14 protein-coding genes, 2 tRNA genes and 3 pseudogenes are annotated in these 12,580 nt (G+C 57.5%); 10 read left to right on the forward strand and 9 right to left on the reverse strand.

The window, feature by feature from the left end:
* Window positions 1-49 precede the first annotated feature (49 nt).
* The 5 genes and pseudogenes from PSQ19_RS06255 (at window position 50) to PSQ19_RS06275 (ending at window position 2,256) form a co-directional block, all read left to right on the forward strand.
* A pseudogene (locus PSQ19_RS06255) lies at window positions 50-467 on the forward strand (VOC family protein).
* A gap of 136 nt (window positions 468-603) precedes the next feature.
* Window positions 604-1,068 (forward strand): YcbK family protein, encoded by a 465-nt coding sequence (locus PSQ19_RS06260; RefSeq protein WP_282220059.1) that lies wholly within the window; start codon window positions 604-606, stop codon window positions 1,066-1,068.
* Window positions 1,069-1,141: 73 nt separating this feature from the next.
* Window positions 1,142-1,216 (forward strand) — tRNA-Glu (locus PSQ19_RS06265).
* A gap of 47 nt (window positions 1,217-1,263) precedes the next feature.
* Window positions 1,264-1,338 (forward strand) — tRNA-Glu (locus PSQ19_RS06270).
* A 140-nt stretch (window positions 1,339-1,478) separates the two neighbouring features.
* A pseudogene (locus tag PSQ19_RS06275) lies at window positions 1,479-2,256 on the forward strand (NAD kinase).
* Here the strand turns inward: PSQ19_RS06275 and PSQ19_RS06280 are convergent.
* From PSQ19_RS06280 to PSQ19_RS06290, 3 genes are all read right to left on the reverse strand, one after another.
* Window positions 2,253-3,455 (reverse strand): DUF2336 domain-containing protein, encoded by a 1,203-nt coding sequence (locus PSQ19_RS06280; RefSeq protein WP_282220060.1) that lies wholly within the window; start codon window positions 3,453-3,455, stop codon window positions 2,253-2,255. The pseudogene PSQ19_RS06275 and the gene PSQ19_RS06280 overlap by 4 nt on opposite strands.
* Window positions 3,456-3,526: 71 nt before the next feature.
* Window positions 3,527-4,396, reverse strand: coding sequence for a transglycosylase SLT domain-containing protein (locus PSQ19_RS06285; protein WP_282220061.1), 870 nt, complete (start codon window positions 4,394-4,396; stop codon window positions 3,527-3,529).
* 62 nt (window positions 4,397-4,458) lie between these two features.
* On the reverse strand, window positions 4,459-5,037 hold the full coding sequence (locus PSQ19_RS06290; protein ID WP_282220062.1) for a nitroreductase family protein: 579 nt from the start codon (window positions 5,035-5,037) through the stop codon (window positions 4,459-4,461).
* 223 nt (window positions 5,038-5,260) lie between these two features.
* Here PSQ19_RS06290 and PSQ19_RS06295 point away from each other — a divergent pair, with 223 nt between their 5' ends.
* From PSQ19_RS06295 to PSQ19_RS06310, 4 genes are all read left to right on the forward strand, one after another.
* Window positions 5,261-6,262, forward strand: a complete 1,002-nt coding sequence (locus PSQ19_RS06295; protein WP_282220063.1) for a hypothetical protein — start codon at window positions 5,261-5,263, stop codon at window positions 6,260-6,262.
* Between the two features lie 106 nt (window positions 6,263-6,368).
* Entirely contained in the window at window positions 6,369-7,226 is an 858-nt protein-coding gene (locus PSQ19_RS06300; RefSeq protein WP_282220064.1) for a hypothetical protein, read from the forward strand.
* On the forward strand, window positions 7,223-7,606 hold the full coding sequence (locus PSQ19_RS06305; protein WP_282220065.1) for a hypothetical protein: 384 nt from the start codon (window positions 7,223-7,225) through the stop codon (window positions 7,604-7,606). Before PSQ19_RS06300 ends, PSQ19_RS06305 begins: the two co-directional genes overlap by 4 nt.
* A gap of 13 nt (window positions 7,607-7,619) precedes the next feature.
* Entirely contained in the window at window positions 7,620-8,162 is a 543-nt protein-coding gene (locus tag PSQ19_RS06310) for a hypothetical protein (RefSeq protein ID WP_282220066.1), read from the forward strand.
* A 34-nt stretch (window positions 8,163-8,196) separates the two neighbouring features.
* Here the strand turns inward: PSQ19_RS06310 and arfB are convergent.
* The 6 genes and pseudogenes from arfB to PSQ19_RS06335 all read right to left on the reverse strand — a co-directional run bounded on the left by arfB (window position 8,197) and on the right by PSQ19_RS06335 (window position 11,753).
* A pseudogene (arfB, locus tag PSQ19_RS06315) lies at window positions 8,197-8,573 on the reverse strand (alternative ribosome rescue aminoacyl-tRNA hydrolase ArfB).
* 63 nt (window positions 8,574-8,636) lie between these two features.
* Complete coding sequence (locus tag PSQ19_RS06320) at window positions 8,637-8,861, reverse strand: hypothetical protein (protein WP_282220067.1); 225 nt, start codon at window positions 8,859-8,861, stop codon at window positions 8,637-8,639.
* Window positions 8,862-8,913: 52 nt separating this feature from the next.
* Window positions 8,914-10,692: a threonine--tRNA ligase gene (gene thrS, locus PSQ19_RS06325; RefSeq protein ID WP_407649092.1), complete on the reverse strand. Its 1,779-nt coding sequence runs from the start codon at window positions 10,690-10,692 to the stop codon at window positions 8,914-8,916.
* Complete coding sequence (locus PSQ19_RS19735; RefSeq protein ID WP_407649093.1) at window positions 10,667-10,894, reverse strand: TGS domain-containing protein; 228 nt, start codon at window positions 10,892-10,894, stop codon at window positions 10,667-10,669. Before PSQ19_RS19735 ends, thrS begins: the two co-directional genes overlap by 26 nt.
* Window positions 10,895-10,989: 95 nt before the next feature.
* Window positions 10,990-11,301: a membrane protein insertion efficiency factor YidD gene (yidD, locus tag PSQ19_RS06330; protein WP_282220068.1), complete on the reverse strand. Its 312-nt coding sequence runs from the start codon at window positions 11,299-11,301 to the stop codon at window positions 10,990-10,992.
* Complete coding sequence (locus PSQ19_RS06335; RefSeq protein WP_282220069.1) at window positions 11,301-11,753, reverse strand: iron-sulfur cluster assembly scaffold protein; 453 nt, start codon at window positions 11,751-11,753, stop codon at window positions 11,301-11,303. Before PSQ19_RS06335 ends, yidD begins: the two co-directional genes overlap by 1 nt.
* Before the next feature lie 150 nt (window positions 11,754-11,903).
* Between PSQ19_RS06335 and folE the strand changes: the two genes are divergently transcribed.
* Window positions 11,904-12,527, forward strand: a complete 624-nt coding sequence (gene folE, locus PSQ19_RS06340; protein ID WP_282220070.1) for a GTP cyclohydrolase I FolE — start codon at window positions 11,904-11,906, stop codon at window positions 12,525-12,527.
* Window positions 12,528-12,580: the final 53 nt, after the last annotated feature.

Consider the following 12,580-nt stretch of genomic DNA (forward strand, 5'->3'; position numbering starts at 1 on the left):
GCTTGCTAAGCCTTCACAATCACTCACAATTTTACCTGAGGAGCGTGCGATGCAATACCTGCACACGATGGTTCGCGTCACCGATGTCGAACAAAGCCTGCGATTCTATTGTCAGGGGTTGGGTCTTGAGGAGTCGAGACGCGTCGAAAATGAAAAAGGCCGCTTTACCCTGATTTTCCTCAAGGCACCGGGCGATGCTGGTGGCGAAGTCGAACTCACCTACAATTGGGATCCGGAGGAATATTCTGGCGGTCGCAATTTTGGCCACCTCGCCTATCGCGTCAAGGACATCTATGCGCTGTGCCAACATTTGTCCGATATGGGCGTTGTTATCAACCGCCCCCCACGCGATGGCCATATGGCGTTTGTGCGCTCACCCGACGGCATATCCGTAGAACTGATCCAGGACGGCGAGTCTCGCACCACAGGAGCCATGGCTGTCGATGCCCAACACTGGCGTTTGGTAGCCGACCGCAACCGACTAACACTTCGCTAACCACGTCGCTTAGCGCGCGGTTAGCGAAGTTGATCGTATTTTAGCGACTTCAGTCGACCCGACATTGTTCGTTGCAATTGTGCAACAATCGGGGTTTGGAAGTTGCCATGAAAGCCGTCGTCGCCGCCGCCATTCTAGCCATGACCATTTCGGGTTGCGTGCCCATGGCCATGTTCGCCAGCAGTTCGGGAGCCGGCTATCGCGGCTTGAAGTCGGACTGGGGCACGCTGGTCGCCAGCAAGGAAGTCAATGCGCTGTGTCTGTCGCCAAAATTGCGCCTTGCCATCTGGGATATTGAAGGTCACTTCGGCAAGAAAGTCGTGATGAATTCCGGCTTCCGCGACAACAACCACAATGCAGCGGCTGGCGGCGTCACAAATTCCTATCATACAAAGTGCATGGCCGCCGATATTCGCATTCCCGGGGTCGACAAGCAGCAATTGATTGCCTTCGCCATGCGCACCGATTCCGTGGGCGGACTAGGCTGCTACCCAAGCCGCGACTTCATCCACATTGATGTCCGTGACCGGCCTCGCGGTTATCAACGTCCTGTGACTTTCAGTGGTTGCTGAAAAAACACAGCGATCCTATGACAAACGGGGTTGCGCATTTGGGGCAAGCCCAATATACGAACCCAGCGCTTAGGCGCCCTTCGTCTATCGGTCAGGACGCCACCCTTTCACGGTGGAGAGAGGGGTTCGATTCCCCTAGGGCGTACCAACTCCTGTTGGAATATTGCTGAGCGTCAGAGCCGTGCATTTGGCCATGCGCCCTTCGTCTATCGGTTAGGACGGCACCCTCTCACGGTGCAGAGGGGGGTTCGATTCCCCCAGGGCGTACCAAATCCCCCAGCAACAATCGTCCATTACAACCGCCAGTGGCGCACACATCCCACTAGGTGCGGCCGATCCCTTACAGCGGGAGCCTTTCGCCCGGCTTTGTGCCATGCTAGTCAAGCCGCGCTTAGCAGTCGGAGAGTTCCGTGACACAAGATTATACAGGCGCGATCAGCTTCGTATCCAGCGGAACGCCAGAAGCCGACGCCGCAGCCGACGCCTTGCGGACCATCTACGGCGATGTCGGCTTCGACAATGCCAGCGCCATAGTTGCGCTGGGAGGCGATGGATTGATGCTGCAAACCCTGCATCGGGCTATGCGTCTTGATATTCCGGTTTACGGCATGAATTTCGGTTCGGTCGGTTTCATGATGAACACCTTCTCCCAAATTGATCTGAACGCCCGGCTCGCTGCGGCCCAGCCTACCCAGATATACCCGCTGTCCATGCATGCCCTCGACTGCTCTGGCACCCCCCATAGTGCCCTGGCGCTGAACGAGGTGTCGCTGTTCCGGTCCACCTACCAGGCCGCCAAAATTCAAATCATTGTCGACGGCGAATCGCGGCTCGATGAGTTGATTTGCGACGGTGTCCTGATATCGACGCCCGCTGGGTCGACGGCCTATAATCTGTCAGGCTCATGGCCCGATCCTGCCCATTGAAGCACACCTTTTGGCGATGACGCCAATTTCGCCCTTCCGTCCACGTCGTTGGCGCGGCGCCATTCTGGGCAACCACGCCAGCGTCAAATTTGTGGCGCGCGAAGCCGACAAGCGCCCCATAAGCGCCGTGGCCGACAATGTGGAATTTCAAAACGTTGTCGAAGTAACCGTGCGCGAAGACCGCAGCCATGGCGTAACCCTGTTGTTCGATCCAGGCACGAGCCTTGAAGAGCGCGTCTTGATCGAACAGTTCCGTTACTAGGCAGCCGGTAGCGCCAGACGCGGCTCGCTCAAATCGGGCAGCGGCATGGGAGATTGGGCTTCGGTCGCAAATGCGGCCATCACCCCGCGCGCCGCCTTGCGGGCAAGTTTGATATTCTGTTCGCTCAGATATGAAAAAGCTTCCTCAAGCTCGTGGGGAATAACCCCCTCATGCTCTGCAATCAATTCCTCGGTGAGTGCCGTCACCACAAAATGGCGTGCGGAAATATCGTCGGCGAGGTCGGCGGCGCGCGCATGCAGAATTAGTCGCACCAGCAAATTGCGCACGCCCTCATTAAGACCGCATCGCACCAAAAGTGCATTGAGGGCGGCTCGACTGCCGCGATCAAGCAGGTTGAAAACCTTTTCGCGCGGCGTATCGCCAAGCTCGGCGAGACAATCCGCAAAAAACAACACGTGCCCGCCAATTACGGCGTGTAGCATGACTCGTGTACTCAGCCCGTCCGAGGCAACAAGATTGGCGGCATATCGCATGTTCGCCGCGCCGGCCTCGCGTTCGCCGATGGACGCCAATGCCGTATCACTGCTGTCCCGCAACAGACGAGACAAACGTTCTGGCGCAATCGCGCCCTTGACAATTCGCGTCCCTGCCAACGCATCAGCAACGGCGTGTACAAGCGTCAAGCGCGCTTCCGCCGGTAAGTCCTTACGTCGCAACAATGCGCCGCGCAATTCCGGCGCCGCACCGTGACGGTGCACCATGTCGATAAGTGTGTTTGGTTCAAGCACAACATCATCGCGCCGCAGCAGGCGCAGGGTAAGCGGCTCAAGATCGCGTGCCAACATGAGCTGTGCAAGGCGCGTGCTCAACTTTGTGCGTTGCGACAACGCCAGCAGCATTGGCAGATCCAGCTTCGGGATCAACCCCACCATGTCAGCGTCTACCAGCACGGGCGAATATTGCAGCACCGCCCGCGCAATGATCGAGCTATCATGCAATAGCGATAGCATGATTGAGCGAGGCGCTTCAGGCGAATGCAGCAAACCATAGGCCAATGCCGCTCGGACCTTTACAGAAGGATCGTCCAGAAAACCGATCAGCGCTGCATATAGTCCCGCCTGCTCGTCCGCGGGGCCCTTGTGACCGAGATAGGCCAGCGCCGCCAGATGCGCCGCCGCACCACGCTGTTCGCTATCACTGGACTGCGACAGGGCGAAAAACTCTTGATAGGCGACCATGCTGTTCTCCAAACAACTTGGCGCGATGCTATCGGACAAGGTTTAAGGAACTGTTCACCATGTTTGTTGGTTCATTGGTCAAGTAATATCCAGCACTCGCCCGCCAGACCCCCTACTGCTCCTTGGCGTAGAGCCTGGGTAAAAAAGGCACTGTCGGGAAGTTCAGGCAAGGGTTCGATCGGCGAGGCCTTGCCAGTTTCGAGCTCGGTACGGAACAGGCCGGTAAACGACATGTTCTCGCGCGAAAACCGAGATGGCACCACTTCTTCAACGGGTCGCTCCGGCGGTTGCTGTGCCATTTGCTGGACCGCAAAATTGGTTGATGCGCCACCATCATTGCCATGCTTGGAAACCAGGGCGCGGTAAACGTCTCGAATGGTCCGGGGCGTTCCGTTGGCATAAAAAATATTGCGATTGGCCGCCGCCTGCTGGGGAAACAGTTTGGCCGCGATCTGGTCAGGGTCGGCAAGACCGGCCTTGAACATCCGCTCGGCTCCCTGCGCCCCTAGAAAATGAGCAATATAGAGTTCGCCAGCGCTCGGCATTCGACCGAATTTATGCGACAGATAATCCCCGTTCGACTTGGTAAAAGCCGCCGCCAGGTCAGAGGCGATTTGGGGATCCTCACGCAGCTTTAAAATTTTGGCCCGCATCTGCGGGTCGGCAATACTATAACCGCCCTGCCCGTCTGACGTGATTTGATCCGCATACTGGCCGTAGCCGAGGCGCGGCCCTTGCTGCTTCATGACCTGCAACCATGTCCCGGCCAAAAACTGAAATAATCCGACTGCGCTGGAGCTTGTCGCCTTGGCCGTGGGGTCAAGACTGCTTTCGCGCATCGCCGTTTGCAGCAGATAGTCAAAATCCACCCCATTCCTGTCGCCAGCGGCGTTCAGAACATAGGCCAGACTTTGCGGCACCGCTATCGGTTGAACGGCCATCGGTGAGGAACTATCCCAAAATTCAGTCGGTTAACAAAACCCTAAGTCCAGTTAATTTCGCGTTAACCCTGCCATGAACTGATCACGTCCTCGAGCGCCGGACGAGGCCTGTCTTCGATCACCACGCCCGGCGTGCCGATATGGACAAATCCGACAAAACGCTCACCGGCCTTCGCCCCCAGCATTGCCGAAGCGGCATCATCATAGGCATACCATCGCGTAACCCATTGCGCGGCAAAGCCCAATGCATAGGCCCCGTGAACCAGATTGAGCGCGACATTGCTTGCTGAAAGCAATTGCTCAAATTTCGGAATCTTGAGGTGCTCCTGTGGGCTCGAGATGACCCCAACGGTCAGAGGCGCGGGCAGAAACTGGCGGCGTTCCAAATCCAGTTGCGCCTCTTCAATTGTCGGGTTCTTCTCCTTTGCGATTCCGGCCAGCTTTTCTCCGGCACGCGCCCGCGCATCGCCCTCGATCAGCACCAGCCGCCATGGCACCAGCTTGCCGTGATCGGGCACGCGCGTCGCAATTGTCAGCAACTCCTTGAGTTGCTCGGGGTTGGGTCCGGGCTCGCGAAGAAACGCAAGGCCGACGGAACGCCGGCTCAACAGATAATCGCGCACAGCAGTATTGGCAGGCATGGGCACTCCTCATTTTCACACAATGGTCATTTCACATTCGGTCGCCGGGGTCACCTGCTTCAAACTGGCATTTGGTTAAATTCGCTATGAAAATCGCAACAGCGGTTCCATTTAAGCCGGGTCTATGACACAGCTTTTCCCTGTTCCGCACTTGGCAATCGCACCATGAGTCTGCCGTTGCGACGAGATAGGGGATATTGGCTGGCATGCGTAGGGGAGTACAATGAGTCTTAGACATTGTTTGGCGATCGTACTGCTCGCGCTTGCCTCATTGGTCACCGCATCACTGCCGTTTCCGATTGCGTTTGCCCAGGAGTCGGCAAGCGATATGCCGCCGCTGCCCAGGCCCAGACCGCAGCACGCACCTGGCGACACCAGTACGCCGCAGTCCGAACAGGTAGCGCCAGTGCCGGCGCCACCGCCCAACACAGCCGCAACCTCGGCTATCGACGCGCTGACATCCACGCCACAACCGGTAACGCTGACAGCGTCGATTACGGCCGACGGCGCCCCGATCCCCGATGGTCTTGTCTGGCGCGTCTTTGACACCAAGACTGACGCCACCGGCGAACTGGCGCTAGCAGCAAAATCCGATGTTGCTACCGCCAAAATTGAACTGCCACCGGGCAACTATGTGGTGCACGTCGCCTATGGTCGGGCCCAGACCAGCGATACACTGACCGTCAAGGAAGGCGAGAATACCAAGGTCGTAGTACTCGGGGCGGGCGCGCTTCGCCTCAACGCCGCCGTGGACGGTGACATCGCCATTCCATTGGACCTGCTGCATTTTGACCTGTTTACCGCCGACTCCGAGGCGGACCGCACCATGGTCGCTCAAAACCTGGCGCCCAACGATATTGTGACCCTCAACTCGGGCACCTATCATGTGGTTTCCTATTTCGGTGACGTCAACGCCGTCGTTCGTGCAGACCTGAGGGTTGAGGCCGGCCAACTGACTGATGCGACGCTCTATCACCATGCCAGTCAGGTTTCATTCAAACTGGTTTCCGAAGCTGGTGGCGAGGCAATTGCCGATGTGGACTGGACGGTCAAGACTGCAGACGGTGCGACCGTCTTTACCGACCTTGGGGCGTTTCCCTCTACTGTTCTGGAGCAAGGCGACTATCTGGTTCTGGCCAAGCAGGGCGACAAGGTTTTCAATCGCGCCTTTGAGGTTCTGCCCGGCCCCGCCAAAGAGATCGAGGTCTTGACCACTGTCTATTAAGTTAACGCTGCCAGCCACCAGTTAGACTTTGATCCAATTGGCTATTGCCCAACATCCCCGTTTGACCCATGCTGACATAGATTAGCAAATTTGGGAGAACTGGACGATGACCCTGGCAACTCGATCCCGCAGCCGCTTGTCTGCGCTTACCGCTGCGTGCCTGCTGACCCTGGCCATGCCTGCTTCGCCAGTATTTGCCAAGACCAAGGAAAAACCGGCGGCCGAAACCACGGCCCCAAGTCCCTTTGATTACAAATTTGAAATACCCACCATCGACTTGGTCGGGGCGAATATGGACGAGGCGACGCTGCGTGACATTCTTGGCGGCAACATCGTCCCTCACGCTGCCGAATTGGCCGCTCTTGATGCCGCCAGCATCACTATCCCCCAAATCAATTTCACCTATGCCACCGTTGGCGATAAGGGCGCCCCCGCCACTGGCACTGTGAAATATACCGATATCGTCTTGTCGGATGTTGTTGACGGCGTTGTTGGCTCGGTCGCAGTCGGCGCCACGACGGTGGAAGCCAGGGACGTCAGCAGCACGTTCGGCACCATGTCTGCCAAACAATTGAATATCGCGGCGATGCTTGGCGCGTTTGGTCTGGTGCCCGAACCGACTGACACCAGCTTTCAGACAATTTACGCCGATTTCACAGCTGAAGGCGGTACGATATCTGGACCCGATGCCGACTGTGAGATCGGCAAGGTGACACTGGACGAGTTCCAGGCCCGCCCGCTTAAAACCAATTTTCTTGAAATAATCGCGCTAGCGTCGGAAATGGAAGCCAACGATGGCAATCCACCACCCGAAACTGTTGGCAAGCTGCTGCGCATTTATGCCGATCTGTTCACCGCCTTCAAATCGACCCCGGCGCATTTTTCCGGTCTGGATTGCTCCGGTGACGCTGACGGCGAGCAGTTTGCAATGAAGGCTCGGCCCGATCACCATGGACGGTTATGAGCCAGGCATTTATCCCGGCATCTCGATTGATGGGCTCAAGACCAGCTTTGGCACGGACGGGGTATTCGACTTCAGGCTCTTTCGTCTCCAAGCCGTTCGATCTGTCAGGCCCGATTGCGACACTTGAAAATGCGCCGCAAAATATCGACCAGAAATGGCTTGAAGATAACGCCCGCCTGTTGATCCCCGACTATGCCGGGCTATCCTTTTCCGGCGTTGTGATCGACGTGCCCAACCCAGAGAGCGCCGGAGAGAGGATTAAGGGCGGCATTGGTAGCTTCGACCTTTCCCTGGCGAACTATCTCAATGGCATCCCAACCGATATCAAGACGTCAGCCACCCATATTACTTTTGAGGCTACCCAAGAAAAGCAAGGATGAACAACTCCAGCAGTTGATTGCCCTGGGCCTGAATGACCTCGATCTTGGTTTCGCCTTCGACACGGCCTGGAACCGAGAGGATCAAACCATTGCCCTTAACGAATTGTCATTGACCGGCGCCAATCTGGTGGATGTCAAACTGTCCGGCTCATTGGGCAAAGTCTCCGAACGAGTGTTCTCGCTAAAACCTGCTGAGGCGCTGATTGCTGGCACCGCCATTGTCGTAAAAAACCTCAATCTCAATGTGCTCGATTCCGGCCTCACTGATCTCGTGTTGACCAGCGTGGCCAAAGAGCAGGGCACCGACGCGGCAACCATTCGCCCGGTCTTTGCCAGCCTCGCGCAAGGCACGATCGTCAGCTTCCTTGTCGGTGCTGCCGAAGCGCAAAATGTGGGCAAGGCCGTTAGCAAATTCATCGCAGGGACGGCGAAATCGCTGTCGATCAACCTGACCGCCAAAGAGGAACCGGGCCTGACGCTCGACGATTTCATGACCGCCGAGGACGATCCAACCCAGCTGATCGGCAAGGTGAACATTTCGGCCAGCGCCGAATAGCGATGGCGGCGCCCACCCCGGTGGGCGCCCGGTTCTAGTCGTCCATTATTTTCGAGCTGCGGAGGCGCTTGATGGCGCCGCGCTGTGACTTTCCCGCCAATCGCCGGGTTTTTGACCCCAGCGTTGGCTTGGTCGCAACGCGCGGCTTCGGCGGGATCGCCGCCTGACGAAGAAGCCCGACCAGCCGCGACAACGCATCGGCACGGTTTTGCGGCTGTTCACGATAACCATTGGCGGTGATAACCAAAACACCATCCTTGGTCAGACGACTGCCCGCGATCGCCGCCACCCGGCGTTTGACACTTTCCGGCAACGACGGCGAATTGCGCAGATCAAACCGGATCTGCACTGCGCTCGAAACCTTGTTGACGTTTTGCCCCCGGGCCCCGAACTCCGAATGAAATTTTCCATCACCTCGCCGGGATCAATGGCGATGGTTCGGGTAATGGTGATCGGTTCCGCCACGCGCCAGCCCTAGCGTTTCGAGCGGCCGAACCAGGCCTGCTCGTCGTGAATATCGATACCGGTTTCGGTGATGCGATATTTTCCCGGCGCGTCGGCCGGTTGTATCCAGCCCTTCCGCAGCATCAGTCCGAAAACCCTGTCGCCAATATCCTTGAAATCCTCCGGCCCGAGAACACCATCGGCACCGAGATTGCCAAGGACCTTGAGTTCGCGATTGCTGGGGCGTTGCGGCATGACAATTCTCTGGTGAATGTGACCCGCATCGCCTGGGCAATGCGGGTCCATATTATTCTGCGGCAATCTGTTTCAGGTCCGGCGGTGTGCCCTCAAGCACCAATGATTCGATGGCGACATCGGCGGGCAGCACCTTCTGCCCCTCCACACCCAGCCGCCGCACCGACACCGTGCCCTCGTCCGCCTCGCGCCGGCCAACCACAAACATCAGCGGCACGCGACCAACCGAATGCTCGCGCACCTTATAGTTGATCTTTTCGTTGCGGGCATCCAGTTCAGCACGAACGCCAGCATCCTGTAGTTGCCGCACCAGTTTTTCGCCATAAGCATCCGCCTCGGACACGATGGTGGCAACTACCACCTGCGTTGGTGCCAGCCATATCGGCATCTTGCCGGCATAGTTTTCGATCATCATGCCGATAAAGCGCTCCAGCGAGCCAAGGATGGCGCGATGCAGCATCACTGCATATTGGCGCGAACCATCTTCAGCCACATAGGTGGCATCCAGCCGCTCGGGCAACACATAGTCGAGTTGCAGCGTCCCGACCTGCCATGAGCGACCGATCGCATCCTTGAGATGGAATTCCAGCTTGGGGGCGTAGAACGCTCCCTCACCTTCAGCAATCTCAAAATCATAGCCGGTCGCCCGCAACGCATCGCCCAAAGCTTTCTCCGCTGCGTCCCACCGCTCAACGGTGCCGCCAAATTTGTCCGGCCGCGTTGCCAGCTTGATGACAACATCGTCAAAGCCCATATGGCCATATACCGAATAGAGCAGATGCACAAAATGCTCGGTTTCGGCCTGAATTTGGTCCTCACGACAGAAAATATGCGCGTCGTCCTGCGTCATCTGCCGCACCCGCATCAGCCCATGCAGGGCCCCATGCGCTTCATTGCGGTGACAGCACCCAAATTCGGCCATGCGCAACGGCAAGTCGCGATAACTCTTGATGCCCTGGTTGAAAATCTGCACATGGGCCGGGCAGTTCATCGGCTTGAGTGCCATCAGGTCGCCCTCACCCGTCAGCACCGGACCGGTGTCCTCAACGTTCGGGACCTCGTCCGGTACCACAAACATGTTCTCGCGATATTTGCCCCAATGCCCTGACTGCTCCCAGAATTTGGAGGACATCAGTTGCGGCGTCTTGACCTCAACATAGCCGGATTTATTGAGGCGGCGACGAATATAGGTTTCCATCTGGTTGAAGATCACATAGCCCTTATGATGCCAGAACACGCTGCCCTGTGCCTCCGGCTGAAAATGATAAAGATCCATCTCCTGCCCGATTTTGCGGTGATCGCGCTTCTCAGCCTCGGCCACCATGGTCAAATAGGCATCAAGTTCTGCCTTGTTGGCAAATGCGGTCCCGTATATGCGGCTGAGCACCGGGTTGCGACTGTCGCCGCGCCAGTATGCGCCCGCCACCTTGGTTAGTTTGAACGCGTTGCCAACATCCTTGACCGTGCGCATATGCGGACCGCGACAAAGGTCAATCCACTGGCCCTGCTTATACATCTTGAGCGATTGATCGGCGGGAATGGCATCCACCAGTTCGACTTTGAAGTTCTCGCCTCTGGTTGCAAAGAATGCCTTCGCTTCGTCCCGGCTCCAGACTTCCTTGGTAAAGGCCGCACCGCGATCGATGATTTCCGCCATTTTCTTTTCGATGACGGGAAAATCTTCTTCGCTGAACGGTTCGTCGCGCTTGAAGTCGTAATAAAAACCATTCTCGATGACCGGACCAATTGTCACCTGCGTGCCGGGCCAAAGCTCCTGCACCGCCTCGGCGAGCACGTGCGCCGCATCATGCCGGATCAGGCTCCAGCACATCGCCCGTGCCACTGTCGCGCGTTACAAACTCGATATTGCCGTCGTCCGGCAGAACATCGCTCAAATCGCTCAGCACGCCGTTCCAGCGCATGGCGACGGTTTTTTTGGCCAGCGATTTGGAGATCGATTCAACCACGGTGGTCCCGGTCGTGCCACGCTCGAATTCACGCGCTGCACCGTCGGGGAACGTCACCTTAATCATTCTCAATCTCCAAAAAATCAATTGTCCTGCGCAAGAATTGCCGCAGGCCCGGTTCTCTAGCATGGTTTTCGCGCCATGCCAGCCCATAGCGCTCGCTAGCGCCAGGTGCCGTAGCGCCAGGGCTGATACCACCGTGCGTCGGCAGGTCGGACCTCGGGCACAGGGTCGTAACCATGGGTGCCGCCGGGTCGGCACCTTGAAAACCGCGCCAATCCCATCCAGCCGCCGGGCCAGAAGCCAAACTTCCAGATCGCGTCGCGAGTATATTCCGAGCAGGTTGGTAAATGCCTGCAGGTACGGCCGGCAAATGCCGACAGCGTATAGCGATAGAGGCTGATCAGAAATACGGCGGCCAATTTGAAGGGAAAATCAATTGCCCGCCACATCGCATCGATGATTCGGTGCATCAGGAAACCACGCCAACCGATTCCGCCGACTCGATTTTCTCCAACGCCGCAACCACTGCATCAAATACCAGCAGCGTCGAGGCGTGCCGTGCGCGATAGTCCCGCACAGGCTCGAGATACCGCAATTCCGCCCACGTCCCGGTCGGTGGCGCCCCATCATCCTTCAGCATCGCGTGCATCTGCGCATGCAGCTTCTTGAAGCCCTCAACCGTCGTTCCCACGATATGCTTGGCAACGATTGCCGCTGATGTCTGACCCAACGCACACGCCGAAACGTCGTGCCCGTAGTCGACGATGATCCCATCGCGCACAACCAGATCAACCTCGATCACCGAACCGCAAATTCGACTGACCCTGCGCGCGCTCGCATCCGCGCCAGCCAGTCTTGGCGGATTCAGGGCATTCGCGGCGATATCGAGGATCTTTTCGGAATATAGATCGCTTAGTTCCATGAAGGCTCACAATTCTATTTCTTGTGGGCACGCGCCCATCCCACTATATAGGGTGCCGAACGCGGGCTGTCAGGGCCGGGATATGCATTCGCGTTGAAACCAATCCAATCCGGCGGCGTCTAACTGATGCTTGCCCCGAAAGGAAATTTTATGGACGCCCGAGTAAATCCGCTGTCCGCCGACCCAAACAAACTCGCCACATCCAACCGTCCCACTCGCGCCGAGGCCGAAGCGGCTGTGCGCACATTGATCGCCTGGGCCGGAGACAACCCCGAGCGCGAGGGACTTCTTGATACGCCCAAGCGCGTTACCAAGGCATTTGGCGAACTTTACGCCGGTTACGATCAGGATCCCAAGGCGATCCTGTCACGCACATTCAAGGAAGTCGGCGGCTACGACGATATCGTTATGGTCCGTGATATTCCGTTTCACTCCCACTGTGAACACCACATGGTGCCCTTTACCGGCAAGGCACATATCGCCTATCTGCCCCACGATGGCGTTGTTGGCCTTTCCAAGCTCGCCCGGCTGGTGGAAGTTTTTGCGCGTCGGCTGCAAACCCAGGAAAACCTGACGGCCCAGATTATCGATGCCATTAATGAGAATTTGGGGCCGCGCGGCGCGGCCGTCATGTTGGATGCCGAACATATGTGCATGTCCATGCGTGGCGTCCATTCGGAGGGTGTTTCGACACTTACGCACAGGTTTACCGGTGTATTTGCCGAGGACCGTACCGAGCAGGACCGATTTTTTGCCATGGTCAGCAGGCGCTAACCTGCTCATTGGCGCCAGATATTACGGCGCCGATTGGCAAAACGTGTGGCGCG

Source organism: Devosia algicola (assembly GCF_028816455.1).
GTDB classification, from domain to species: Bacteria; Pseudomonadota; Alphaproteobacteria; order Rhizobiales; family Devosiaceae; genus Devosia; species Devosia algicola.

Bases quoted from the DNA above. Each gene is read 5' to 3' on its own strand.
- PSQ19_RS06260 (WP_282220059.1), top strand. From the start codon at position 604: ATGAAAGCCGTCGTCGCCGCCGCCATTCTAGCCATGACCATTTCGGGT.
- PSQ19_RS06280 (WP_282220060.1), bottom strand. From the start codon at position 3,455: ATGGTCGCCTATCAAGAGTTTTTCGCCCTGTCGCAGTCCAGTGATAGC.
- PSQ19_RS06285 (WP_282220061.1), bottom strand. From the start codon at position 4,396: ATGGCCGTTCAACCGATAGCGGTGCCGCAAAGTCTGGCCTATGTTCTG.
- PSQ19_RS06290 (WP_282220062.1), bottom strand. From the start codon at position 5,037: ATGCCTGCCAATACTGCTGTGCGCGATTATCTGTTGAGCCGGCGTTCC.
- PSQ19_RS06295 (WP_282220063.1), top strand. From the start codon at position 5,261: ATGAGTCTTAGACATTGTTTGGCGATCGTACTGCTCGCGCTTGCCTCA.
- PSQ19_RS06300 (WP_282220064.1), top strand. From the start codon at position 6,369: ATGACCCTGGCAACTCGATCCCGCAGCCGCTTGTCTGCGCTTACCGCT.
- PSQ19_RS06305 (WP_282220065.1), top strand. From the start codon at position 7,223: ATGAGCCAGGCATTTATCCCGGCATCTCGATTGATGGGCTCAAGACCA.
- PSQ19_RS06320 (WP_282220067.1), bottom strand. From the start codon at position 8,861: ATGCCGCAACGCCCCAGCAATCGCGAACTCAAGGTCCTTGGCAATCTC.
- thrS (WP_407649092.1), bottom strand. From the start codon at position 10,692: ATGTGCTGGAGCCTGATCCGGCATGATGCGGCGCACGTGCTCGCCGAG.
- PSQ19_RS19735 (WP_407649093.1), bottom strand. From the start codon at position 10,894: ATGATTAAGGTGACGTTCCCCGACGGTGCAGCGCGTGAATTCGAGCGT.
- yidD (WP_282220068.1), bottom strand. From the start codon at position 11,301: ATGCACCGAATCATCGATGCGATGTGGCGGGCAATTGATTTTCCCTTC.
- PSQ19_RS06335 (WP_282220069.1), bottom strand. From the start codon at position 11,753: ATGGAACTAAGCGATCTATATTCCGAAAAGATCCTCGATATCGCCGCG.
- folE (WP_282220070.1), top strand. From the start codon at position 11,904: ATGGACGCCCGAGTAAATCCGCTGTCCGCCGACCCAAACAAACTCGCC.